Raw genomic sequence first — 24,887 nt, 5'->3', positions numbered from 1 at the left:
GGTCCCGCCAAACCCACCCACACCAGCCCAGCCGCCGAACGCAGCACCGACAACGCCGTTGCTCTCGCCAAGCACCCCTAAAGTCGCCCCCGGCCAGGCCGATATCCAGCGTGACCCCCGGTTATTCGACCGCCACGCCCGACCCAGGACCCCTCGATGAACGACAAGAACAACACCGCCGCCAGCGACGGCGGCGAATACCTCAGCTTCACCCTCGGCGCCGAGCACTACGGCGTGGACATCCTCAAAGTGCAGGAAATCCGCGGCTACGACTCCGTCACCCGCGTCCCCGATGCCCCGGACTACATCAAAGGCGTCATCAACCTGCGCGGCACCATCGTCCCCGTCATCGACCTGCGCCTCAAACTGCGCCTGGAAAATGCCACCTACGACGCCTTCACCGTCATGATCGTGCTCAACGTCGAAGACCGCGTCGTCGGCATCGTCGTTGACAGCGTCTCCGACGTCATCCCGTTGGCTGCCGATCAGATCCGCCCGACGCCCGAGTTCGGCGCCGCCGTCGATACCCGCTTCATCTCCGGCATCGGCACCCAGGACGATCGCATGCTCATCCTGCTGGATATCGAAACCCTGCTCGACAGCGCCGACATGGGCCAGACCCCGGTCATCGACGACGTCGCAGCCTGAGACATGCGTCACAAAACAAACAGCGGACTGCGTCCGGTACATACCGTGACGGCCGCTGAAGAAAAAACTTGCTTCAGTTCCGCCCGGACCGGCCGATAGCTGGTTTCAGAACCCGGCTGCACTGGATCGCCCATGGCCGGGCCAACTGCCCATATCCCCGGAGAATCTTCCCGATGAAGTCCCTGCTTGCCCTGTTCTCGGTCGCCGTGATCGCCTCTTCCGCCTCTACCGCATTCGCCCAGTCCGGTGAAATGATTCCGCCGGAAATGGCCCCGCGCTCGGTCGGCAAGGACGGCATGGTCTGCGGCAAGGTCGAAAAGGCCCGCTACGCCGAAGGCTCTGAAGGTCAGCCGACCTTCCTGTACATGGGCGGCGCTTTCCCGCGCCACACCTTCTCGGCCCGCATCGCCGGCGCCAACCGCGACAAGTTCAGCTTCCCGCTGGAATCGCTGGAAGGCAAGACCGTCTGCGTGATCGGCAAGATCGCCCGCGATGCATCGCGCGCTGAAATCGAAGTCAGCTCGCCGGCCGGCCTGAAGCTCGCCAACATCAAGTAATTGCCCGTACGCCCTGCCACGCCGGCCCAGGCCGGCGTGGTCGCTGCAACCGGCCCCGACGGCCGGACGCGTTTGCCACTGGAGACCGCACCTGCCATGCCGTGGATCAACAACCTCAAACTGATGCCCAAGTTGATGCTGACTTTCGGCGTCCTCCTGCTGGTAATGCTGCTGCAGGGCATCGTGGCCTATCGTGGCCTGCACTCACTCAACAACGTCACCACTCAACTGGCTGGCCCCCGGATGGACAGCATCCGCATGGCCGGCGAACTGCGTGGCATGGTCGGCGAGTACCGCAACTCCGCTTACCAGGGCCTCATCCGCGCCAGCGATGACGTCAAGGCCGAAGCCAAGTCCCGCGCGGCGGAGCTTCGCACCCAGATCGACGCCTCGATCAAAAAATACCCCGCGCTGATCGACAATCCCCAGCAGAAGAAGCTGTTTGACACCTTCGCCAAGGATTGGACCGACTCGCTGGCGTCCTACGACGCCGTTACCGAAATGCTCGAGCTGGACCTGCCCGACGATGCCGTGGACACCTTTGTCGGTGAAACCCGCGCCAAGCATCGCAAAGCCTCGGCCGCGCTCGAAGCCCTGATCGCCGAAGACAACCGTCTCTCGCGCGCCTCGCGCGAAGAAGCCGAATCCACCTACGCCGCCTCGGCCATGCTGACCGTCATCACCCTGCTCGGCGGCGCCGCCCTGGGCCTGGTGCTGGTGTATCTGTTTGCCCGTTCGCTGGTGGGCAGCATGCGCGGCGCCGTCTCGGTCGCCAACGATGTCGCCAGCGGCAAGCTGGACGGCCATATCGATGTCAGCCGCAAGGATGAAGTTGGCGATCTGCTGCAGGCCATGCAGCGCATGCAGCGTGATCTGCGCGAACGTACCGAAACCGACCAGGCCATCGCCCGCGAGAACCTCCGCATCCGTACCGCGCTGGATTACAGCTCCACCGGCGTCTACCTGACCGATGCGCACCACACCATCGTGTACAGCAACCGCGCCCTGCAGCAGACCCTGAGCCAGTACGAAGCCGACATCCGCAAGGACCTGCCGGACTTCGACGCCGCCGCCTCGCTGATCGGCAAGTCGGCCGCCACGCTGGAGCACGGCAGCGAAATGGATCCCAAGACCCTGGCCCAGCTGCAGCAGCACGGCGTCAGCCGCCGCCCGATGCAGTTCGGCGAGGCCCAGTTCGCCCAGGTCATCTCCTCGATCGCCAACGAACAGGGTGAGACCGTCGGCCACGTCATCGAATGGCGCGACCGCACCCCGGAAGCCCTGGTGGAAGCCGAAGTGGCCCGCGTGATCGCCCAGGCCGCAGCCGGCGACCTCTCCGGCCGCATCGACAGCGATGGCAAGGAAGGCTTCTTCCTGCAGCTGGCCCAGCAGCTCAACGGCCTGCTGGATGCCAACTCGGCCAGCATCGAACAGGTCTCCAACCTGCTCGCCGCGCTGTCCCAGGGCGACCTGACCGTGCGCATGCACGGCGACTTCCAGGGCGTGTTCGCCCGGATGCGCGACGACGCCAACGCCACCGCCGAACAGCTCAGCGGCATCGTCACCCGGATCAAGCACTCCAGCCAGCAGATCAACTCGGCCGCCAGCGAGATCGCCACCGGCAACAGTGACCTGTCGCGGCGTACCGAACAGCAGGCCGCCAACCTGGAAGAGACCGCGGCCTCGATGGAGGAACTGACCTCCACCGTGCGCCAGAACGCCGAGCATGCCCGCCAGGCCAACCAGCTCGCCATCGGCGCGCACACCGTCGCCTCGCAGGGCGGCGATGTGGTCGGCCAGGTCGTCACGACCATGAGCGCGATCCAGACCTCGTCCAAGAAGATCGCCGAGATCATCTCGGTCATCGACGGCATCGCCTTCCAGACCAACATCCTCGCGTTGAACGCGGCCGTCGAAGCGGCACGTGCCGGTGAACAGGGTCGTGGCTTCGCGGTCGTGGCCTCCGAAGTGCGCACCCTGGCCCAGCGTTCGGCCGGCGCGGCCAAGGAGATCAAGGGCCTGATCGACGACTCCGTCGGCAAGGTCAACGATGGCTCGGCGCTGGTGCAGAAGGCGGGCGCCACCATGGGCGAGATCGTCGCTTCGGTGCAGCGCGTGACCGACATCATGGCCGAGATCTCCGCCGCCTCGCAGGAACAGTCCGCCGGCATCGAGCAGGTCAACCAGACCGTGGTGCAGATGGATGAGACCACCCAGCAGAACGCCGCGCTGGTGGAAGAAGCCACCGCCGCTGCCCGTGCGATGGAAGAACAGGCCGGCCATCTGACCGATGCCGTGTCGATCTTCAAGCTCGATGAGCAGGACATCGCGCCCGCCCCGGCCGTGGTCGCACCGCCGCGTGCCGTCCGCGCGCCGCTGGCGCAGGCTGCAGTGCGTCGCCCGGCCTCGCGCCCGGTGGCGACCGAACTGGCCGACGGTGACTGGCAGGAGTTCTAAACCACCCTGCGGCGTGTTGTGAATGAAAGGCCCCGGTGCTACGGCACCGGGGTTTTTTGTTGTCCGGCTGAATGGCCGATAGGCAATGCGCTCAATACTCGCCGGATCCGGCCGATAACAGCATTGCCCGACACTTCGTCGCGGCCAGCCAGGATGGTGATCGCCACCGCGTGCTCCTGGCATCGCCACGTGCTTTTGCCCGCTCAGATGCCCTGCCCATGAATCTATTCCGCCGCTGGAACCCGTATTTCTCCAACCTGTCCGTCAGGCGCAAGCTCAACCTGCTGACCGTGCTGATCGCCCTGGGTGTCATCGCCCTGTCGGTGGTCGCTGCGCGCATGCAGTACCTGGATCTGACCGACACCCGCAAGGACAGCCTGAAGACCCAGGTCGAGCTCACCTACGGCATCCTGGAGCATTACCACCGACTGGCGGACAGCGGTGAACTGACCGAAGCGGCGGCCAAGCAGGCCGCGCTGACGGCGCTGGAAAGCATGCGTGCCGACGGCGACACCTACTACTTCAACGTGTACGACACGAACTACCGCATGCTCATGCATCCGTTCCGCAAGGAGCTGATCGGGCAGGACATGAAGGATTACCGCACCGATGACGGGGTGCGCGTGTACTACGACCAGATCGGCATGGCCCGCCTCGGCGGCGGCTTCGTCTCCTACCAGTGGGCCAAGCCGGGCACCGAGAAGGTGGTCGAGAAGGTCGCCTATGCCGGCATGTACGCACCATGGAACTGGGTGGTCAGCAGCGGCGTCTACATGGACGATGTGCAGCAGCAGGCATTGGTGTTCACCGCCATCATGGCGGCGACCGGCGGCGGCGTGGTGCTGATCGTGCTGGCGCTGAGCTGGCTGATCGGCAACCGCATCACCCTGCCCCTGCGTCAGGCCACCCATGTGGCCGAGAGCATCGCCCGCGGCAAGCTGGACAGCCGCATCGGCGAGCAGGCCCATGACGAACCCGGCTGCCTGCTGGAAAGCATGGCGCGCATGCAGGAACAGCTGCACGCGGTGATCAGCGGCCAGCGCGAGATGGCCAGCCGCCATGACGCCGGCAACACCGGCTACCGCATGGACGAAACCGCCTTCCCCGGCGAGTACGGCCTGATGGTGCACGAGACCAACACCCTGGTCGGCGCGCACGTGCAGACCATGGACGAGGTGCTGGCGGTGGTGCAGCGTTACGCACAGGGCGACCTCAGCGCCGATATCGCGCGCTACCCGGGCGAGAAGGCCGCCATCACCAGCACCGTCGATGCGGTCAAGCAGAACCTGGGCAGCATCAATGGCGAGATCCAGCGCCTGGCAGCGGCCGCGGCCGCCGGCGATTTCAGCCAGCGGGGCGACACCGCCCGCTTCGATCACGATTTCCGCCGGATGATCGGTCACCTCAACGCGATGATGCAGGTCAGCGATGAGAACCTGGGCAAACTCTCGCAGCTGCTGTCGGCGATTGCCGAAGGCGATCTGACCGCGCGCATGCACGGCGATTTCCAAGGCGTCTTCGCCACCATGCGTGACGATGCCAACGCCACCGTTGCGCAGCTGACCCAGATCGTCGGCCAGATCCAGGAGGCCGCCGGCAGCATCAACCTGGCGGCCGGTGAAATCGCCACCGGCAACAGCGATCTCTCGCGCCGCACCGAGCAGCAGGCCGCCAACCTGGAAGAGACCGCCGCCTCGATGGAGGAACTCACCTCCACGGTGCGCCAGAATGCCGAACATGCCCGCCAGGCCAACCAACTGGCGATCGGCGCACACTCGGTGGCCTCCCAGGGCGGCAATGTCGTCGGCGAAGTGGTGACCACCATGGCCGCGATCCAGACCTCCTCCAAGAAGATCGCCGAGATCATCTCGGTCATCGACGGCATCGCGTTCCAGACCAATATCCTGGCGCTCAACGCCGCGGTGGAAGCCGCCCGTGCCGGCGAGCAGGGCCGCGGTTTCGCGGTGGTCGCCTCCGAAGTGCGCACGCTGGCCCAGCGTTCGGCCGGCGCGGCCAAGGAGATCAAGGGCCTGATCGACGACTCCGTCGGCAAGGTCGCCGAGGGCTCCCAGCTGGTCAACCAGGCCGGTGCCACCATGGGCGAGATCGTGGCCTCGGTGCAGCGCGTGACCGACATCATGGCCGAGATTTCCGCTGCCTCGCAGGAGCAGTCCGCCGGCATCGACCAGGTCAACCAGACCGTGGTGCAGATGGACGAGACCACCCAGCAGAACGCCGCCCTGGTGGAAGAAGCCACTGCCGCCGCCCGTGCGATGGAAGAACAGGCCACCCAGTTGGCCGATGCGGTGGCGATCTTCCGCCTCGACAACCAGGTCGCCCAGGCGGTCAGCGCCGTGACCGCCCGTGCGGTCGCCGAGCTGGCCCCGGTGCGCCGCCCCAGCCGCCCGGTACCGCCGGCATCCCCTGCCCCGCGTGCCGCGGCCCCGGTGCGCACCCCGCGCAGCACGCCGGCCGATGACGGCAACTGGCAAGAGTTCTGAGTTCCTGCGGCGATCCCGCGATCGCCGCGCCCCCTTCCCCTGCGAGTCCGCCCGTGTCCACGCCCCCAGCCAACGCCGCTTCACCGAACGCTCGCGAATTCGAATTTGCCGACCGTGACTTTCGCCGCGTCTGCGAGCTGATCTACCAGCGCGTCGGCATCTCACTGGCGCCGGCCAAGCGCGACATGGTCTATGGCCGACTTTCGCGCAGGCTACGTGCGCTTGGCATGCGCAGCTTCAGCGACTACCTGGACCAGCTCGAGTCCAATGGCGGCGACGAATGGCAGGCGTTCACCAACGCCCTGACCACCAACCTCACCGCGTTCTTCCGCGAGCCGCACCACTTCGAGAAGCTGGCCGACGAACTGCGCCTGCGCGCTGGCCATGGCACGCTGCAGCTGTGGTCGTGCGCGGCCTCGACCGGCGAAGAGCCCTACTCGATGGCAATCACGGCCTGCGAGACCTTCGGCACGCTCAAACCGCCGGTGCGCATCCTGGCGACCGACGTGGACACCCAGGTGCTGGCCACCGCCAGCCGCGGCGTGTACGCGATCGACCGCGTCGCCGGACTGGATCCGGCGATCCGCAAGCGCTACTTCCAGCGCGGGACCGGCCCCAACGAAGGGCATTGCCGGGTCAATCCAGCCCTGCGTGACCTCATCGACTACCGCCCGCTCAACCTGCTCGCCAACCGTTACGACGTCGGCGGCCCGTTCGATGCCCTGTTCTGCCGCAACGTGATGATCTATTTCGACAAACCGACCCAGCGCGGGATCCTCTCGCGCCTCATCCAGCACATGGGCGATGACGGCCTGCTCTATACCGGCCACTCGGAGAACTACCTGCACGCCGCCGACCTGATCCAACCCTGCGGCCGCACGCTGTACAAACGCGCGCCGGGGGCACCGGTATGAGTCTGCCGATCCGTAATGACGAGGTGATGCGCTATTTCGACAGCCGCTTCCAGGTGACCGCCGCCAAGCTGCTGCCGACCCAGTACCTCGCCGTGGATGACAACACCGCACTGACCACCACGCTGGGCTCCTGCGTGGCCGCCTGCCTGCGCGATCCGGTGCTCAAGATCGGTGGCATGAACCACTTCCTGCTGCCCGAAGGCAACGTCGGTGATGGCGCGCCCGCGCGCTACGGCAGCTACGCGATGGAACTGCTGATCAACGATCTGCTCAAGCGCGGCGCACACCGCAAGCGGCTGGAGGCCAAGGTGTTCGGCGGGGCCAATGTGCTCAAGGGCTTCACCAGCAACCCGGTCGGCACCCGCAACGCCGAGTTCGTGCGCCAGTACCTGCAGGCCGAGCACATTCCGATCATCGCCGAGGACCTGTGCGGCATCCATCCACGCAAGGTGTGGTTCTTCGCCGATACCGGCCGCGTGGTGGTGCAGCGCCTGCCGCACGCCCATGAAGCTGAAGTGGCCGCGACCGAATCTGCGGTGCGCGCCCGCCTGTCCAAGGCCCCGGTCACCGGCGGCGTGGAGCTGTTCGAATGACCCACGGTGTGCCCTGCAAAGTCCTGATCGTCGACGACTCCGCGGTCGTCCGCCAGATGCTGAGCGAGATCCTCGCCAGCGATCCCGGCATCGAAGTGGTCGGCACCGCCGCCGACCCGCTGCTGGCGCGCGAGAAGATCAAGCGCCTGGCGCCGGACGTGATCACGCTGGACGTGGAAATGCCGCGCATGGATGGCCTGGCGTTCCTTGAAAACCTGATGCGCCTGCACCCGCTGCCGGTGGTGATGATCTCCTCGCTGACCGAGCGCGGTGCCGACACCACCCTGCAGGCGCTGGCGCTGGGCGCGGTGGATTTTGTCTCCAAGCCCAAGCTCGACGTCGCCCGTGGCCTGCAGGGCTACGCCGACGAGATCATCGCCAAGGTCAAGATGGCCGCACGCTCGCGGGTGCGCCCGCTGTCCCGGCCCAATCCCCCGCGGATCACCCTGGGTGCCGTGGCGCCAGTGGCGACACCGCGCTCGATCCAGTTCCGCACCACCGACCGCCTGATCGCCATCGGCGCCTCCGCCGGGGGCACCGAAGCCCTGCGCGTGGTGCTGGAAGGCCTGCCTGCCGATGCCCCGGCCGTGGTGATGACCCAGCATCTGCCGGCGCAGTTCAGCACCCCGTTCGCCGAGCGCCTGGACCGCCATTCGGCGATGTCCGTGCGCGAAGCCACCGACGGCGAAGCGGTCCTGCCCGGCCACGCCTACCTGCCGCCCGGTGGCAAGCACCTGCGCGTGATTCGCGACGGCGCCCGCTGGCGCTGCCGGATCGACGACGGCCCGCCGATCAACCGGCACAAGCCGGCGGTGGACGTGTTGTTCCGCTCGGTGGCCGAAAGCGCAGGCGCCAATGCCATCGGCGCGATCCTGACCGGCATGGGCGACGATGGTGCGCGCGGCTTGCTGGATCTTCGCAACGCCGGTGCCCCGACCCTCGTGCAGGATGAAGCCACCAGCGTGGTCTGGGGCATGCCGGGCAGCGCGGTGAGGATCGGCGCGGCCGAGGAAATGGTGCCGCTGGAGCGGATTGCGGAGCGGTTGATGGCGTTGGCGCGCAGCTAGCAGCGGCGGGCCGGTCGACACCTACGCCCAGTACAACCGCATCGGGTTGTCCACCAGCAGCCTGCGCTGCAGATCCGCGGTCACTGCGATACGCGGAATGAAGTCCACCAGCGTACCGTCGTCGGGCATATGCGAGGTCAGATTGGGGTGCGGCCAGTCCGTGCCCCACAACACCCGATCCGGGAATCTCTCCACCAGGTGGCGCGCGAACGGCACCACGTCGTCGTAATCCGGGGGGCCACTGCGCGAGAGGCGCTCCGGACAGCTGACCTTGCTCCACACATTGGCGTGCTCATCCATCAGCCGCACGAACTGCTGGAACGCCGGACCTTCCACGGGCTGGGTCACGTCCGGTCGACCCATGTGATCCACCACCACGGTGGTCGGTAGTGAGGTGAAAAAATCCCAGCGCTCGGCCAGATCGGCCGCCTCGAAGTAGACCACCACGTGCCACCCCAGCGGCGCAATGCGCTCGATGATCGCGCGGTAGTACGCATCCGGCTTGGGATCGACCAGCCGCTTCACGAAATTGAAGCGGACCCCGCGCACGCCCGCCGCGTGCAGCTCACACAGTTCAGCATCGGTCACGCTGTCACGCACGGTCGCCACGCCACGGGCGCGGCCGTCCGCACTGCGCAGGGCATCGACCAGGGCACTGTTGTCGGCGCCATGGCAGGTGGCCTGGACGATCACGTTGCGCTCGAATCCCAGCAGGTCACGCAGCGCGAACAGCTGTTCCTTGCCGGCGTCGCACGGGGTGTACTTGCGCTCGGGTGCGTATGGGAAGCGGTCGCCCGGCCCGAAGACATGGCAATGCGCGTCCACAGCGCCCATGGGCGGCACGAAGCGCGGCACACTCGGTGCGGGGCAGAAATCCAGCCAATCGGCGTCTTTCACGAAATCACTCATCACAGGCCCCTCGCCTTCAGCTGCGCATCCAGACGCGGATAGACCCGTCGCGCGTTGCCTTCGCACACCTTGCGGCGATCGCTCTCGGACAGGCCCAGCGCGTTCACATACCGCAGCGTGTCGTCGAAGAACTGCCCCGTTTCCGGATCGATGCCGCGGACCGCGCCGACCATTTCCGAGCCGAACAGGATGTTGTCTATGTCGATGACCTTGAAAAGAAGATCAATGCCCGGTTGATGATAGACGCACGTATCGAAGAACACGTTCTTCATGACGTGCTCGTTCAGCGGCGGCTTGCCCAGCATGTCGGCCAGACCACGGAAACGCCCCCAGTGATAGGGCACCGCACCGCCGCCGTGCGGAATGATGAAACGCAACGCGGGGAAGTCACGGAACAGATCGCCCTGCAGGAACTGCATGAACGCGGTGGTATCGGCGTTGAGGTAGTGCGCGCCGGTGGCATGGAAGTTGGCGTTGCAGCTGCCCGAGACGTGCACCATCGCCGGAACGTCCAGTTCCACCATCTTCTCGAAGAACGGATACCAGGCCTTGTCGGTGAGTGGCAGGCCGGTCCAGTGGCCGCCGGACGGGTCCGGGTTGAGATTGCAGCCAACGAAGCCGAGCTCGTTGACGCAGCGCTCCAGCTCGGCGATCGAATGGGCGATCGGCACGCCCGGCGACTGCGGCAGCTGGCACACGCCGATGAAGGTCTCCGGGTACAGCGCCACCACGCGGGCGATCAGGTCGTTGCAGCGGCGTGTCCACTCCGCGCTGACCCGTTCGTCGCCGATATGATGGGCCATGGTGCTGGCACGCGGGGAGAAGATGGTCATGTCGGCACCACGCTCGCGCAGCAGGCGCAACTGGTTGGCCTCCACGCTCTCGCGCAACTCCGCATCGCTGATCTCCGGGTAGACCGGCGCCGGCAGTGAGGGGTCGTGGTAATGCGCGATCTGCTGTTTGCGGAAGGCGTCGTGGCTGGCGGGGGCGGTCGTGTAATGACCGTGGCAGTCGATGATCATGCAGGGGCCTCGTGGGGGATCAATCACCAGCCGAACAGCTGGGCGAAGTGGATGTCCATGCGCAGCCCGACAATCAGCGCATCGGGAATGTCGGTGGTACGGGTAGGCGCGTAGAGAGGATCGGGGTTGATGACGTACTGCAGGTTGGGCATCAGGCGGATGCCCTTGTGCACGGCCCAGCCATAGCTGAGCTCGGCGATGATCTCGTCCGCATGCGGCGCACCGTTGCCGCCATTGCGGGTACGCCGGTCGCGCAGGAAGTCGATCTGTTCGTCACTGAAGTGGGTGTTGGAGACAAACATCGCCAACGTGTCCTGCTCGCGGCCGGCGAAGGTGCCGGTCTTGACGAAGCCGGCCGAGAGGAAGCTGTCGACCGGCGCTTCGTTGCCCGTGTTCACGTACGCGCGCGCAAAAAGCGCGAGGTTGCGCTTGCCTGCACCCCGCCAGACCGTCTGATCGACCATGGCATATCCGCCCGACCGCGCACCGTCCTGCACCGCAGTCGGCCTGCCGGTCAGCGCTGCGGAGTTGCCGTTGGCATCGTAGTAGGAGCTCTTGCCACCATCGCTGTTGCGGTACATGCCCAGCCGGAAGGTCCGCGGCAGGCGGTCATTGGCGAAGCTGGTCTGGTAGCCGACTTCATACGCGGTGATGGTCCCGGTACCCTCGCCCACCGAGAAGTCCAGGCCGTTCTTGCCGGCCTTGTTCAAGGCATTGTTGTAGTCGAAGGCACCGGCCTGCGCATACCAGCGGTCATTCACGTCGTAGCGCACGATCCCGGCCCAGGACGCGTTCGGGTAGGCGGTGATGCCCAGATCGGTGATCGCCCCATACGGGGTCAGGCACATCGCGTTGCTCATGAACACGCAGTTGAGCGCGGAGCCGTTGAAGTAGCTGTTCACCGGGGCGCGCCCGGCGATGATGCTCAGGCCGTTGTCGAAGCGGTGGCGCAAGGTCAGGCGGGTCAGGCGCCCGCCGGCCACCGGCCGCCAAGTCTGCTGGGCACTGATCGAATTGCCAATTTTCTCTCGCGCCAGGTTGCGGCCGGCGAACCAGGCCCACTGCGCATCGACGTCGGTGTTGTGGATACCCCACAGCGTGTCCAGATCAAACTTGGACTGGGCCATCACCCAGTACGAGCCTTCGGTGCCCTGCTCGACACCACCGACCGGATTGGAGGCGACGTTGCCGACCAGATCCAACGTGAGATCGACGCCATCGGGCAGACTGCCCTTGGGTGAAGCGAACGCGGCGAACGCCGGCGCCGCCAGGCTGGCAGCCACCAGCAGGCAAAGGGTATTGCGGGGAAAACGGGACACAAGCGCCTCCTGTGCGCGGCCGCAGCCGCGCAACGGATGGATGTAGGGAGGCCGCGGCAGCACCGCAGCGGCAGGATCAGACGGTGGCGGCAGTCAACACGCGGCGTCTCAGCCGCCGAGTGCCGATCTGCTCGGCCAGCACCTTCTCGTCGAGCTTGCCTTCCCACTTGGCGATGACCAGCACCGCGATCGCATTGCCGATCAGGTTCACGAAGGTCAGGCCCTCGGCCAGGATCCGGTGGATGCCCAGGATCAACGCGATGCTCGCCACCGGGATCGTGCCGGTGGTGCCCAGCGTCGCCGCCAGCACCACGAATGCCGCGCCGGCCACACCGGCCGCTCCCTTGGAGGTCAGCAGCAGCACCGCGATCAGGCCCAGCTGGTGCCAGACGGTCAGCTCGGTGTTGGTCGCCTGGGCCAGGAACAGCGCGACGGTGGTCAGGTACAGGCAGGTGCCGTCGAGGTTGAACGAGTAGCCGGCCGGGATCACGAAACCCACCACACCTTCCTCGCAGCCCAGCTTCTTCATTTTTTCGATCAGGCGCGGCAGGACGGTTTCGGTGGAGGTGGTCGCCGCGACGATGACGATCTCATCGCGCAGGTAGCCCAGCAGCCGCCACAAGCTGGCACCGGTCCACCAGCACACGCTGCCCAGCACCAGCACGGTGAACAGCCCGCAGACCACGAAGAACTCGATGATCAGCTCGCCCAGCGACAGCAGCGAGCCCGCACCGAACTGGCCAACGGTGAAGGCGATTGCACCGAACGCGCCAATCGGGGCGAAGTACATGATGTAGCCGATGATCTTGAACAGCGCGCCCGAGGTGGACTCGATCACCTTCATCACCGGCGCACCGCGCTCGCCGATCGAGGCCAGCGCCACACCGAACAGCACCGCCACGAAGAGCACCTGCAGCACGTGCGCTTCGGTGAAGGCGCTCACCAGCGTGTTGGGGATGATCGCCATGATGTAGGACACGATCGACTGGTCGTGGGCGCTGTGCACGTAGCCCTGGATGCTGGCCATGTCGATGGTGGCCGGGTCGATGTTCATCCCCGCGCCCGGCTTCCAGACATCCACCACCACCAGGCCCACGATCAGCGCCAGGATCGTGATGACTTCGAAGTAGATCAGCGATTTCAGGGCCAGGCGGCCCACGCTGCGCATGTCGCGCATGCCGGCGATGCCATGCACCACCGTGACGAAGATGATCGGACCGATCATCATCCGGATTAGCTTGATGAACGCGTCGCCGAAGGGCTTCATCGCCGAGCCGATGTCCGGCTGCAGCCACCCCAACAGCACGCCGATCACGGTACCTGCCAGCACCTGGAACCAGAGCTGGCCCACAATGCCGAAGCGGCTCGGCCGCTTCTCTACAACGGTCATATCAACCCTCCCAGGTCACAAGAATAAGGACGTCGTGCGTATTCAGTCGAACAGCACGCCGTCGAAGAGCTTTCGCGCGGTGCGCAGTACGGCGGCGCGGGTCACCTGCCCGGCAGCGTCCAGATCCAGCACGGCCGCGGTGCTGCCACTGGGGTGCTCGATCTCCAGCGTCTGATGCACGCCACCCGGCAGCGACGCCAGGGCGTGTGCGGGTGAATCGGGCAGCAGGCAGGCCGTGGCGACCGTCACCGCGCCGAGCACGCCGATGGAGGCGTGGCAGCGGTGGGGAATGAACGAGCGGACGCTGATCGCCCCGCCCACGCGAGGCGCCGCCACCAGCATCATCTTGGGGACGGACTGGGCACTGACATCACCCAACCGCATCAACGGGCCGGCCTGCAGGCGGATCGCCTCCAGCCTGGCCTTGAGCGCCTCATCGGCGTCCAGCGTGGCGCGGTCCTCATGGCCGGTGATGCCCACATCGGAAGCGCGCAGGACGACGCACGGCATGCCGTTGTCGATCAGGGTGGTCTCCACGCCGTCGATCACATCCACAGCATGACCGGTCGGCAGCAGCGCGCCACAGTTGGAGCCAGCGATGTCGGCGAACGCCAATGGAACCGGGGCGGCGCTGCCGGGCACGCCGTCGATGCGTGCCTCGCCGTCATACGCCACCGTGCCCTGCGGCGTCTGCACGGTCGCCGAGGCGAACGTGCCGGTGTTGCACATGAAGATGCGTACATCGGTCTGCTCGCCTGTGGCTGCAACCAATCCACGCTCGATGGCGAACGGGCCGACGGCGGCCAGCATGTTGCCGCAGTTCTGCGCATCGCTGACCACGGCCTGGTCCACGAACACCTGCAGGAATAGATAGTCCACGTCGGCATCCGCACGGCTGGAGGGAGCCACGACCGCCACCTTGGAGGTCAGCGGATCAGCGCCGCCCATGCCATCGATCTGGCGCGGATCGGGTGAGCCGAACGCACGCAGCAGGAAGGCATCGCGGATGGCCGGCTCGGCCGGCAGCTCCGAAGCGAGAAAGAACCCGCCCTTGGAGGTTCCGCCCCGCATCCACATCGCGCGCACGCCCTTACTCATAGCGCAGGCCCCTCGCCGCCAGGCGCTCGCGCATCTGGTAGATGTCCAGGCCCAGCTCGCCCTTGGCCAAACGTTCGCGCTTGTCCGCTTCACGGGCCTCGCGGGCCTGTGCCTCGTCGGCGACATGCGCCGCATCCGCACGCGGCACGATGCAGACCCCGTCATCGTCGGCGATCACCACATCACCCGGCCGGACCAGTGCCCCGCCACAGACCACCGGCACATTGACCGAGCCCAGCGTTTCCTTGACCGTGCCCTGCGCGTGGATCGCGCGGCTCCAGACCGGGAAGCCCATCGCGGTGAGGTCACGCACATCGCGTACGCCGGCATCGATCACCAGCCCGCGGCAGCCGCGGACCTGGGCCGAGGTGGCCAGCAGATCGCCGAAATAGCCGTCGGTGCAGTCACTGGTGGGTGCGACCACCAGCACATCGCCCTCGCGAAGCTGCTCGATCGCCACGTGCATCATCCAGTTGTCGCCCGGCGGCACCGACACGGTGATCGCGCTGCCGGCGATGCGCGCGCCGCTGTAGACCGGGCGCAGCCGTGGGTGCAGCAAACCGCTGCGGCCCTGGGCTTCATGCGCCGTGGCGACACCGGTCTGCGCAAGCACCTGGATCACCGCCGCGTCGGCGCGTTCGATAGAAGAGACTACCCGGGACATCCATCCATCCTTCGTTGACGATGACGCAGTCTGTCCTCGCGCTGCCCCGCCCCTCAAGATCGTTTTTCGAAACAGCCATTGAATTTGGTTATAGTTGATCCATGAGTGCACCTCTGGACCTGAACCTCAAGCATCTGCATGCACTGGCCGCCGTCTACCACCACGGCGGCATCAGTGCGGCGGCACCGCACGTGAATCTGTCCCAGCCAGCGCTCACGCAGGCGATCGCCCGGCTGGAGAAACAACTGGACGCGCCCCTGTTTGACCGCCAGCCCGGAGGCATGTCCCCTACCGAAGCGGCGGAGCTGCTGGTGCCACGGATCGAACGCGCGCTTGCCTACATCGCGCATGGCGTCCGCGTTGCCCGCCGCGCGCAGCGGCTGCCGGCGATGCCGGCTGTGGAGCGTCGGGTCACCCTGGGCCAGCTGCGTGCCCTGGCCGCAGTGGACACCGCCGGCAGCTTCACCCTGGCTGCCACCCGCGCCGGCGTCTCCCAGCCGGCGATCTACCGCGCGGTGCACGAGTTGTCCGAGGTGATCGAAACGCCGTTGACGGTGCGACGTGGCAAGACGGTGCAGCCCACCCCGGCGGCGACACGCATGCTGCGCCTGGTCCGGTTGGCGCTGTCCGAACTCAGTGCCGGCGTGGATGAACTTGCCTCGTTGCGCTCGCAACAGGGGGGCCGGGTCGCGCTCGGCGTCATGCCGTTGGCACGGGCCATCCTGCTGCCGCAGGTGCTCGCCCGCTTCGCGCGTGCGTATCCGGGGGCAACGGTGAACGTGATCGAAGGCCCGTACGCCGAGCTGTTGGGCGACCTGCGCGAAGGCAGCCTGGATCTATTGATCGGCGCGATGCGTGACAAGCTGCCGGTGCGCGACATCGCGCAGGAAGGCCTTTTCGACGACGACCCGGTCATTGTCGCGCGCAGCGGACATCCGCTGGCTGCCCCCAAGGGCTTCCGGTTTCCGCAACTGCTCGACTACCCGTGGGTGATCGCCGCGACGGGGGCACCGGTGCGGGCCCGCTGGGAGCAGATGTTCCGCCAGCACGGCCACGAACCGCCGCGGCTGCGCATCGAGTGTGGTTCGGTGTTGATCACCCGCGGCCTGCTGCTCGAAGACGATTGGCTTACGTTGATGTCGCGCGATCAGTTCGTGTTCGAGCGTCGCGCGGGCCTGCTCTGCGAGATCGGCCGGGCCGGCGATGATCTGCGCCGCCGCATCGGCCTCACCACCCGCGCCGACTGGCACCCTACCCGGCTGCAGCAGGCGTTCGTGGAAACGTTCCGGCAGGTCTGTGCCGAGCGCAACGCTGCAGGCGACGAGGCCTGGCCCTTCCGCTTTCCGGTACGCTGAGCGTCTCGCATGAAAAAACCCCCGGCTTTCACCGAGGGTTTCTGTTTTCAGCCCACCGACCAACGGTCGGCGGCTACCGGTCGCCGGGCAGCGCCCGGCGCCCGGATCAGGCAGCAACCGTGCCGGCCACTTCCTGATAGTCCTCGATCTGGTCGAAGTTCATATAGCGGTAGATGTCCTTGCTGCTGGCATCCAGCACGCCGATGTCGGCCATGTACTCTTCCTTGGTCGGGATGCGCCCCAGACGCGAACAGATCGCGGCCAGTTCGGCCGACCCGAGGTACACGTTGGAGTTGCGGCCCAGACGGTTCGGGAAGTTGCGGGTCGAGGTCGAGAACACCGTCGCGCCCTCACGCACCTGCGCCTGGTTGCCCATGCACAGCGAGCAACCCGGCATTTCCATGCGTGCGCCGGCGGTACCGAAGGTGCCGTAATGGCCTTCCTTGGTCAGCTCCGAGGCATCCATCTTGGTCGGCGGGGCGACCCACAGCTTGGTCGGGATGTCGCGCTTGCCTTCCAGCAGCTTGGCGGCCGCACGGAAGTGACCGATGTTGGTCATGCACGAACCGATGAACACTTCGTCGATGGCCGCACCGGCCACGTCGGACAGGGTCTTGACGTCATCCGGATCGTTCGGGCAGGCCACGATCGGCTCGTGGATGTCGGCCAGGTCGATCTCGATGACGGCGGCGTATTCGGCATCGGCATCCGGGGCCAGCAGCTCCGGGTTGGCCAGCCAGGCTTCCATCTTCTCGATGCGGCGCGCCAGCGAACGGGCGTCCTGGTAACCCTCGGCGATCATCCACTTCAGCAGCGTGATGTTGCTGGTGAGGTACTCGATGATCGGCTCCTTGTTCAGGTGCACCGAGCAACCGGCGGCCGAACGTTCGGCCGAGGCATCGGACAGCTCGAACGCCTGCTCGACCTTGAGCTCCGGCAGACCTTCGATTTCCAGGATGCGGCCGGAGAAGATGTTCTTCTTGCCGGCCTTGGCCACGGTCAGCAGACCGGACTTGATCGCGTACAGCGGGATCGCGTTGACCAGGTCACGCAGGGTCACGCCCGGCTGCATCGTGCCCTTGAAGCGGACCAGCACCGATTCGGGCATGTCCAGCGGCATCACGCCGGTGGCGGCCGCGAAGGCGACCAGGCCCGAGCCGGCCGGGAACGAAATGCCCACCGGGAAACGGGTGTGCGAGTCGCCGCCGGTGCCGACGGTGTCGGGCAGCAGCATGCGGTTGAGCCAGCTGTGGATCACGCCGTCGCCCGGGCGCAGCGAGATGCCGCCACGGGTGGAGATGAACTCCGGCAGCGTGTGGTGGGTCTTGACGTCCACCGGCTTCGGGTAGGCTGCGGTGTGGCAGAACGACTGCATCACCAGGTCGGCCGAGAAGCCCAGGCAGGCCAGGTCCTTCAGCTCGTCACGGGTCATCGGGCCGGTGGTGTCCTGCGAGCCCACCGAGGTCATCTTCGGTTCGCAGTAGGTACCCGGGCGCATGCCCTGGCCTTCCGGCAGGCCACAGGCGCGGCCAACCATCTTCTGCGCCAGTGAGAAGCCCTTGCCGGTATCCGGCGGGTCCATCGGCAGGCGGAACAGATCGGTCGGGGCCAGGCCCAGCGCTTCACGCGCCTTGGCGGTCAGGCCGCGGCCGATGATCAGCGGAATGCGGCCACCGGCGCGCACTTCGTCGAACAGCACGTCGGACTTCACCTTGAACTCGGCAATGACGGCGCCGTCCTTCAGGGCCTTGCCGTCGTACGGGCGCAGCTCGATCACATCGCCCATGTTCATCTGCGACACGTCGAGTTCGATCGGCAGCGCGCCGGCGTCTTCCATCGTGTTGTAGAAGATCGGGGCGATCTTGGAGCCCAGGCACACGCCGCCGAAGCGCTTGTTCGGGATGAACGGAATATCTTCGCCGGTGAACCACAGCACCGAGTTGGTGGCCGACTTGCGGCTGGAACCGGTACCGACCACGTCACCCACGTAGGCAACCAGGTGGCCCTTGTCCTTCAGCGATTCCAGGAACTTGACCGGGCCGCGCTTGCCGTCTTCTTCCGGCTCGATGCCATCTCGCTTGTTCTTCAGCATCGCCAGGGCGTGCAGCGGGATGTCCGGGCGGGTGGTGGCATCCGGTGCCGGCGACAGGTCATCGGTGTTGGTTTCGCCGGTCACCTTGAGCACGGTGATGGTCAGGCTTTCCGGCACCTGCGGACGGCTGGTGAACCATTCGGCATCGGCCCAGCTCTGCAGCACGCCCTGGGCGTTCGCGTTACCAGCCTTGGCCTTTTCCTGCACGTCGTGGAAGGCATCGAACACCAGCAGGGTGTTCTTCAGCGCATTGGCGGCGATCGCGCCGACGGCAGCGTCGTCAAGCAGCTGCACCAGCGGTGCAACGTTGTAACCGCCGAGCATGGTGCCCAGCAGTTCGGTGGCGCGCTCGCGCGTGATCAGCGGATTGACTTCGCTGCCCAGGGCGATCGCGGCCAGGTACGAGGCCTTGACCTTGGCAGCGTCATCGACGCCGGCCGGCACGCGGTGGGTCAGCAGGTCCAGCAGGAACTCGGCTTCGCCGGCGGGCGGATTCTTCAGCAGTTCGATGACGTCGGCCGTCTGCTGGGCGCTCAGCGGCAGCGGCGGGATGCCAAGCGCGGCGCGCTCGGCTACGTGGTGGCGGTAGGCTTCCAACATGACAACTCCCGGGTGATTCTTTGAAAGAATGCGGTTTAAAAGTATGGGCTCAGGCGTGCGGCACGATCAGCTTCAGGCCCTTGAAGTAGTCGCGGTAAAATTTGTCGTTCCAGGTGATCAGGCCGTCGCACTGCAGCAGTGCGTGCGAACCCACCATGAAGTCGTCCAGGCTGCGGCGGCCTTCGCCGCGCTGCCGGTGACGGCGCTGCATCTCGCCAGCACGCAGGGCGGATTTGGCTTCCAGCGCGTTGAAATGGACGCCCATTTCCTCCAGCGCCTCGAGCACTTCGGCACCGCCGCGCAGCGAGGCGCACAGTTCGGCCAGGGTCGCCCCGCACACGACCACGCGGCCACCGACCAGGTTCTGGCGCAGGCAGGCCTCCACGGCGTCAGCCTGAGGGCCGTTGCTGAGCAGTTCGATCAGCACCGGCGAATCGACGGCGATCATCGCAGGCTCAGTCTTCGTCACGGACGGCCTTCACCGCGGCCTCGGACGACTCGAAGCCGTCCAGCGCGAATTTGCCGCGGGCGCGTGAGATCGCATCGTCCACGCTCTTGCGCAGGATGATGCGGCCGCCTTCCAGCTCGACGGTGAGCTGGGTGCCCTTGGTCAGTCCCAACGCATCACGCACGGCCTTGGGAAGGGTGATCTGTCCGCGTTCTGCAACGGTGGCTTCCATGGGGTACGCCTCAAAAAGTATGTATGAATTGTACGTACTTTAGCCTTCAGGGGCAAATCCAGGCGGCGCCTGGCTTGCGGGCGTCTCGGGACGAGCAACAAGGCTAGACTGATCGGGCAGCCACCGCTGCCGCCCGGACCCGGACGGCTCCCGTCACCCTGGCGACCCGCATACCCATCGATAGACAAGGACATCCCACGATGCGCGCCACCACCCTCGCCTTTGCCCTGCTGATTGCGGCCCCGCTGGCCCTCACGGCCCCGCCGGCGCATGCCAACCCGTTTGGCGCCTACACCACCGGCACCGAGATCACCCAGCAGCAGCTGGATGCCGCCGAAGTGGGCAAGACCACCCAGGACGATGTCCGCGGCGCCTTCGGCGCCCCCAGCCGCCGCGAACAGCTCGGCGACACGCAGGTCTGGTACTACGACTTCGTCAAGATCAAGTCGTTTGGCAAGAACATCCAGGAAGCCACCGTGTTCGAGTTCGGCAAGACCGGCGTGTTGTCGGCCAAGTCCAAGACCAATGCCGTGGGCAAGACCGGCAACCCGCTGATCGATGCCGCCAACGGCAAGTAAGCGGCCGCCACCAGCCACTTCACGACGGGGCGCTCATGGCGCCCCGTCTGCATTGGGGCCCCGGGCAATGACATCGGCACTACACATGCCTGTGTAACCTTGCGTCCTGAGCCCAAGGGCTGGCACGCCCCCGCCGCTGTCGCATACTGCGAGGGATCGGCGGGCGCAGCGAGCCCGACGGCAGCCGCAAGCAGGCGCGCGTTCCGGCGCAGCCGTTGCAAGCCATCAGCAAAGGAGTCATCTGCAATGAGCGATTCGTTCTCCACCCGCAGCCAGCTGGACGTCGGCGGCACCACCTACGACTACTTCAGCCTGCCCAAGCTCGGACAGACGTTCGACATCTCCCACCTGCCCTACTCGATGAAGATCCTGCTGGAGAATCTGCTCCGGCACGAGGATGGCGGTGTCACCGTCGGCAAGGACCACATCCAGGCGGTGGCGCAGTGGGATCCCAAGGCCGAGCCGGACATCGAGATCGCCTTCATGCCCGCCCGCGTGGTGCTGCAGGATTTCACCGGTGTGCCCTGCGTGGTCGATCTGGCCGCAATGCGCGATGCGGTGGTCAAGCTCGGCGGTCGGCCGGAGCAGATCAATCCGCAGATCCCGTCCGAACTGGTGATCGATCACTCGGTGCAGGTCGATGTGTTCGGCACGCCCGACGCGCTGGACCTCAACGGCAAGATCGAATTCCAGCGTAATCAGGAGCGCTATGGCTTCCTGCGCTGGGGCCAGAAGGCCTTCGACAACTTCAAGGTAGTGCCGCCCAACACCGGCATCGTCCACCAGGTGAATCTGGAAAACCTGGCCCGCGTCGTCATGACCGCGGACAAGGATGGCAAGGCGGTGGCGTACCCGGACACCGTGTTCGGGACCGACAGCCACACCACCATGATCAATGGCATCGGCGTGCTCGGCTGGGGCGTAGGCGGTATCGAAGCCGAGGCCGCCATGCTTGGCCAGCCGTCGTCGATGCTGATCCCGCAGGTGGTCGGCTTCAAGCTGACCGGCCGCATGCCCGAAGGCGCCACCGCCACCGATCTGGTGCTGACCGTCACCCAGATGCTGCGCAAGCACGGCGTGGTCGGCAAGTTCGTGGAGTTCTTCGGTGAGGGCCTGCAGCATCTGCCGCTGGCCGCCCGTGCCACGATCGGCAACATGGCGCCGGAGTACGGCGCGACCTGTGGCATCTTCCCGATCGACGAAGAATCACTGACCTACCTGCGCCTGTCCGGCCGCAGCGAAGCGCAGATCGATCTGGTCGAAGCCTATGCCAAGGCCCAGGGCCTGTGGCACGACGCCAACACCGCGCACGCCAGCTACAGCGCCACGCTGGAACTGGACATGGGCGAGGTCAAGCCGTCGCTGGCCGGCCCCAAGCGCCCGCAGGACCGCGTGCTGCTGGAAGACGTCAAGCAGAACTACCGCGAGAACCTGGTCGGCCTGACCACCAACCGCGACAAGCGCAATGATGACGTCTCCAAGTTCGTCAACGAAGGCGGCGGTGCGGCGGTCGGCAACGAGCAGCTGGCCAAGGGCTACAGCGATGTCGAGCTGGACGGTCACAGATTCCGCCTGAAGGATGGCGCGGTGGTGATCGCCGCGATCACCTCGTGCACCAACACCTCCAACCCGGCGGTGATGATCGGTGCCGGCCTGCTCGCGCGTAACGCGGCAGCCAAGGGCCTGGACCGCAAGCCGTGGGTCAAGACCTCGCTCGGCCCGGGCTCGCGCGTGGTCACCGATTACCTGGAAAAAGCCGGTGTGCTCACCGAGCTGGAGAAGGTCGGGTTCTATGTGGTCGGCTACGGCTGCACCACCTGCATCGGCAACTCCGGCCCGCTGCCGACCGAAGTCAGTGCCGGCATCGCTGCCGGTGACCTGGTGGTGGCCTCGGTGTTGTCGGGCAACCGCAACTTCGAAGGCCGTGTGCACCCCGAAGTCAAAATGAACTACCTGGCCAGCCCGCCGCTGGTCGTCGCCTACGCCATCGCCGGCACCACCGACATCGACCTGACCACCGAGCCGCTGGGCACGGGCAGCGATGGCCAACCGGTATACCTGCGCGATATCTGGCCGAGCAACAAGGAAATCGGCGACGTGATCGCCGCGACCATCGGGCCGGAGATGTTCAAGAAGAACTATGCCGACGTGTTCAAGGGCGACACCCGCTGGAACACCATCAAGTCGCCCGATGGCGACCTGTACGAGTGGGACGGCAGCTCGACGTACATCAAGAACCCGCCCTACTTCGAGGGCATGACGATGGACGTCGGCCATATCGAAGATGTGCATGGTGCGCGCCTGATGGGCCTGTTCGGCGACTCGATCACCACCGATCACATCTCCCCGGCCGGCAACATGAAGAAGGATTCCCCGGCGGGCCGCTTCCTGCAGGAGCGTGGCGTGCAGCCAGCCGACTTCAACAGCTACGGCAGCCGTCGTGGCAACGATGACGTCATGGTCCGCGGCACCTTCGCCAACATCCGGATCAAGAACCTGATGTTCGGCGGCGAAGAAGGCGGCAACACGCTGTACTTCCCGAGGGATGGCGGCGAGCCGCAGAAGCTGGCGATCTACGATGCGGCCGTCAAGTACAAGGCCGAGGGCGTCCCGCTGGTGGTGTTCGCCGGCAAAGAATACGGCACCGGCTCCTCGCGCGACTGGGCGGCCAAGGGCACCAACCTGCTGGGCGTCAAGGCGGTGATCGCCGAGAGCTTCGAGCGCATCCACCGCTCCAACCTGGTCGGCATGGGCGTGCTGCCGCTGCAGTTCAAGAACGGCGAGAACGCACAGAGCCTGGGCCTGGACGGTTCGGAAGTGGTGGACATCACCGGCCTGGAGGATGGCGCCAGCAAGTCGGCCACCCTCACCGCCACCAAGGCCGATGGCACGCAGAAGACCTTCGAGGCCCATGTGATGCTGCTGACCCCGAAGGAAGTGGAGTACTTCAAGCACGGCGGCCTGCTGCAGTACGTGCTGCGCCAGCTGGCGGGGAAGAAGTAAGCGTCAGTCACTTGGGGAAGTACGCCGTCTCCATCCAGGGGACGACGTGACAGCAAGGGGGCGCAACGCCCCCTTGCTGCTTTCCGGAATCCTCGCGAACCTGCGTCTTCGGCGTGCCCCGGATAGGCGTCCCAACGGCCAACCTTCATTTTCATAAATTTCATAAATCACATATTTATCCCATTTCGTACGGAATGAGCTACGCTGGAGGCATCCGTCAGGGAGCCACCGCCATGCTGCACGCGCTCAAGTTCGACCCGATCACCGAGCTGACCCGCACCACTGCCTCGACGGTGAAGGAGCACTGGCGGAAGGTCATGCAGGACGTCCGCGAACAACAGGCCGTGCTGGTCACCAATCACAACGAGCCCCAGGCCGTCATCCTCTCCGCCGAGCAGTACCAGGCCATGCAGGCCGAAATGGTATCGCTGCAGCGTGATCTGGCCTCTCTGCGCGAACGGACCCCGGCCCTTCAGGACCTGCGCCAGCGCTTCGATGATCGCCTTGCCGTGCTGGACAGTGCCGCGGCGGGCAACAAGGCGCGCGCGCTGCTGCGCAAGCCGGCAAGGCTCAAGGGCAAGGTAGCTGCAGGCAGCGGGTACTGATGGCGGCGCGACCCTTCCTGTTCGTGCTGGCAGGGGTCAACGGCGCAGGCAAGAGTTCCATCGGGGGTCACCTGCTCCGCGACGCCGGGCTGGACTGGTTCAATCCGGACGACTGGGCCCGGCAGCTGTGCCGCGAACTGGGCATGAGCCAGCGCGAGGCCAATGGTCAGGCGTGGCAGGAAGGCTTCTCCCGATTGCAGGCCGCGATCGCCCAACGGCGCAGCCATGCGTTCGAGACCACCCTGGGCGGGCAGTCGATCGCCGCAACCCTGGCCGAGGCCTGCGCCACGCACGATGTGCTGATCTGGTACTGCGGCCTGGGTTCCCCCGAGCAGCACATCGCACGGGTGCGCGCACGCGTCGCGGCCGGTGGCCACGCCATCAGCGACGATGACATTCGCCGCCGTTACCCGGTGGCCCTGCAGAACCTGATCGGCCTGCTGCCATCGGTGGCGCAACTGCAGGTGTACGACAACAGTGCCGAGACCAGGCATGGAGAACCGGTTGCGGACCCACTGCTTGTGCTGCAGATGGACGGAGGGCGGCTGACATGGCCGGCCGCCGATGACGCCGCACACCTTCGGCAGACGCCGGATTGGGCCGTCCCTGTGCTGGAAGCGGCGCTTCAATGTCACGACGCCCGCATCGGTGCGCCACTGCGATGAGCCATTCCGTGCAGTTGCAAACGTCATTTGCCGTCGGCTGGCACACTGACCCGACCCGCGTGGCGGCCTTTCTTCACAGGCCCTTCGCGTTTTCCATTCGGGACGGTATGCTGCCGAGGCATGAAACGACGGATACTCTCCGTCATCGCGTTACATCATCCACGTTTCCT

At 66.1% G+C, this 24,887-nt stretch carries 22 protein-coding genes; 12 read left to right on the top strand and 10 right to left on the bottom strand.

What is annotated here, in order from left to right; translation table 11 throughout:
- The first annotated feature begins 156 nt into the window (after positions 1-156).
- The 3 genes from ACE026_RS18585 (at position 157) to ACE026_RS18575 (ending at position 3,662) form a co-directional block, all read left to right on the top strand.
- Positions 157-648 carry a chemotaxis protein CheW gene (locus ACE026_RS18585; protein WP_486040310.1) on the top strand — a complete coding sequence of 164 codons (492 nt, stop codon included), beginning with the start codon at positions 157-159 and terminating at the stop codon, positions 646-648.
- A gap of 173 nt (positions 649-821) precedes the next feature.
- Positions 822-1,205: a hypothetical protein gene (locus tag ACE026_RS18580; protein WP_088435034.1), complete on the top strand. Its 384-nt coding sequence runs from the start codon at positions 822-824 to the stop codon at positions 1,203-1,205.
- A 96-nt stretch (positions 1,206-1,301) separates the two neighbouring features.
- Positions 1,302-3,662 carry a methyl-accepting chemotaxis protein gene (locus tag ACE026_RS18575; RefSeq protein WP_486040309.1) on the top strand — a complete coding sequence of 787 codons (2,361 nt, stop codon included), beginning with the start codon at positions 1,302-1,304 and terminating at the stop codon, positions 3,660-3,662.
- Between the two features lie 38 nt (positions 3,663-3,700).
- On the opposite strand, the gene ACE026_RS18570 is transcribed toward ACE026_RS18575, so the two are convergent.
- Positions 3,701-3,829 carry a hypothetical protein gene (locus ACE026_RS18570; RefSeq protein ID WP_486040308.1) on the bottom strand — a complete coding sequence of 43 codons (129 nt, stop codon included), beginning with the start codon at positions 3,827-3,829 and terminating at the stop codon, positions 3,701-3,703.
- Positions 3,830-3,880: 51 nt separating this feature from the next.
- Between ACE026_RS18570 and ACE026_RS18565 the strand changes: the two genes are divergently transcribed.
- Genes ACE026_RS18565 through ACE026_RS18550 form a run of 4 tightly spaced genes read left to right on the top strand, consistent with a single transcriptional unit; the run spans position 3,881 to position 8,737 of the window.
- Entirely contained in the window at positions 3,881-6,163 is a 2,283-nt protein-coding gene (locus ACE026_RS18565) for a methyl-accepting chemotaxis protein (RefSeq protein ID WP_486040307.1), read from the top strand.
- 53 nt (positions 6,164-6,216) lie between these two features.
- Positions 6,217-7,077, top strand: coding sequence for a CheR family methyltransferase (locus ACE026_RS18560; protein ID WP_486040306.1), 861 nt, complete (start codon positions 6,217-6,219; stop codon positions 7,075-7,077).
- Positions 7,074-7,670: a chemoreceptor glutamine deamidase CheD gene (gene cheD, locus ACE026_RS18555; protein ID WP_121036713.1), complete on the top strand. Its 597-nt coding sequence runs from the start codon at positions 7,074-7,076 to the stop codon at positions 7,668-7,670. The genes ACE026_RS18560 and cheD overlap by 4 nt, the downstream gene beginning before the upstream one ends.
- Entirely contained in the window at positions 7,667-8,737 is a 1,071-nt protein-coding gene (locus tag ACE026_RS18550; protein WP_346462221.1) for a protein-glutamate methylesterase/protein-glutamine glutaminase, read from the top strand. The genes cheD and ACE026_RS18550 overlap by 4 nt, the downstream gene beginning before the upstream one ends.
- A gap of 21 nt (positions 8,738-8,758) precedes the next feature.
- Here the strand turns inward: ACE026_RS18550 and ACE026_RS18545 are convergent, their stop codons facing one another.
- From ACE026_RS18545 to ACE026_RS18520, 6 genes are all read right to left on the bottom strand, one after another.
- Complete coding sequence (locus tag ACE026_RS18545; protein ID WP_486040305.1) at positions 8,759-9,646, bottom strand: amidohydrolase family protein; 888 nt, start codon at positions 9,644-9,646, stop codon at positions 8,759-8,761.
- Entirely contained in the window at positions 9,646-10,668 is a 1,023-nt protein-coding gene (locus tag ACE026_RS18540) for an amidohydrolase family protein (protein WP_313212469.1), read from the bottom strand. The genes ACE026_RS18545 and ACE026_RS18540 overlap by 1 nt, the downstream gene beginning before the upstream one ends.
- A 23-nt stretch (positions 10,669-10,691) precedes the next feature.
- A complete protein-coding gene (locus tag ACE026_RS18535; protein ID WP_486040304.1) occupies positions 10,692-11,987 on the bottom strand; it encodes a carbohydrate porin in 1,296 nt (431 codons plus the stop codon).
- Between the two features lie 76 nt (positions 11,988-12,063).
- The gene (gene dctA, locus ACE026_RS18530; protein WP_313218241.1) at positions 12,064-13,377 is read right to left on the bottom strand and encodes a C4-dicarboxylate transporter DctA; all 1,314 of its coding nucleotides are present in this window, start codon (positions 13,375-13,377) and stop codon (positions 12,064-12,066) included.
- A 42-nt stretch (positions 13,378-13,419) separates the two neighbouring features.
- A complete protein-coding gene (locus tag ACE026_RS18525; protein ID WP_486040303.1) occupies positions 13,420-14,475 on the bottom strand; it encodes a 4-oxalomesaconate tautomerase in 1,056 nt (351 codons plus the stop codon).
- Positions 14,468-15,139 (bottom strand): 4-carboxy-4-hydroxy-2-oxoadipate aldolase/oxaloacetate decarboxylase, encoded by a 672-nt coding sequence (locus ACE026_RS18520; RefSeq protein ID WP_486040301.1) that lies wholly within the window; start codon positions 15,137-15,139, stop codon positions 14,468-14,470. Before ACE026_RS18520 ends, ACE026_RS18525 begins: the two co-directional genes overlap by 8 nt.
- A gap of 101 nt (positions 15,140-15,240) precedes the next feature.
- Here ACE026_RS18520 and ACE026_RS18515 point away from each other — a divergent pair, with 101 nt between their 5' ends.
- Positions 15,241-16,494 carry a LysR family transcriptional regulator gene (locus tag ACE026_RS18515; protein ID WP_486040299.1) on the top strand — a complete coding sequence of 418 codons (1,254 nt, stop codon included), beginning with the start codon at positions 15,241-15,243 and terminating at the stop codon, positions 16,492-16,494.
- 106 nt (positions 16,495-16,600) lie between these two features.
- Here ACE026_RS18515 and acnB read toward each other — a convergent pair whose 3' ends face one another.
- From acnB to ACE026_RS18500, 3 genes are read right to left on the bottom strand one after another with little or no spacing between them, the layout of a single operon-like run.
- Complete coding sequence (gene acnB / locus ACE026_RS18510) at positions 16,601-19,186, bottom strand: bifunctional aconitate hydratase 2/2-methylisocitrate dehydratase (RefSeq protein ID WP_486040298.1); 2,586 nt, start codon at positions 19,184-19,186, stop codon at positions 16,601-16,603.
- Between the two features lie 49 nt (positions 19,187-19,235).
- A complete protein-coding gene (locus ACE026_RS18505) occupies positions 19,236-19,634 on the bottom strand; it encodes a type II toxin-antitoxin system VapC family toxin (RefSeq protein WP_123729168.1) in 399 nt (132 codons plus the stop codon).
- Positions 19,635-19,641: 7 nt separating this feature from the next.
- The gene (locus ACE026_RS18500) at positions 19,642-19,866 is read right to left on the bottom strand and encodes an AbrB/MazE/SpoVT family DNA-binding domain-containing protein (protein WP_123729167.1); all 225 of its coding nucleotides are present in this window, start codon (positions 19,864-19,866) and stop codon (positions 19,642-19,644) included.
- Positions 19,867-20,066: 200 nt separating this feature from the next.
- Between ACE026_RS18500 and bamE the strand changes: the two genes are divergently transcribed.
- From bamE to ACE026_RS18480, 4 genes are all read left to right on the top strand, one after another.
- On the top strand, positions 20,067-20,444 hold the full coding sequence (gene bamE, locus ACE026_RS18495) for an outer membrane protein assembly factor BamE domain-containing protein (RefSeq protein WP_486040296.1): 378 nt from the start codon (positions 20,067-20,069) through the stop codon (positions 20,442-20,444).
- 246 nt (positions 20,445-20,690) lie between these two features.
- Positions 20,691-23,447, top strand: a complete 2,757-nt coding sequence (acnA, locus tag ACE026_RS18490; protein ID WP_486040294.1) for an aconitate hydratase AcnA — start codon at positions 20,691-20,693, stop codon at positions 23,445-23,447.
- A 233-nt stretch (positions 23,448-23,680) separates the two neighbouring features.
- Positions 23,681-24,052, top strand: a complete 372-nt coding sequence (locus ACE026_RS18485) for a type II toxin-antitoxin system prevent-host-death family antitoxin (RefSeq protein WP_486040292.1) — start codon at positions 23,681-23,683, stop codon at positions 24,050-24,052.
- Positions 24,052-24,717, top strand: a complete 666-nt coding sequence (locus tag ACE026_RS18480; RefSeq protein WP_486040291.1) for an ATPase — start codon at positions 24,052-24,054, stop codon at positions 24,715-24,717. Before ACE026_RS18485 ends, ACE026_RS18480 begins: the two co-directional genes overlap by 1 nt.
- Positions 24,718-24,887: the final 170 nt, after the last annotated feature.

This window comes from Stenotrophomonas sp. AGC87 (genome assembly GCF_057333975.1).
Note: the sequence above shows the minus strand (reverse complement) of the source record. Positions and strands in the feature narration are given on the sequence as shown.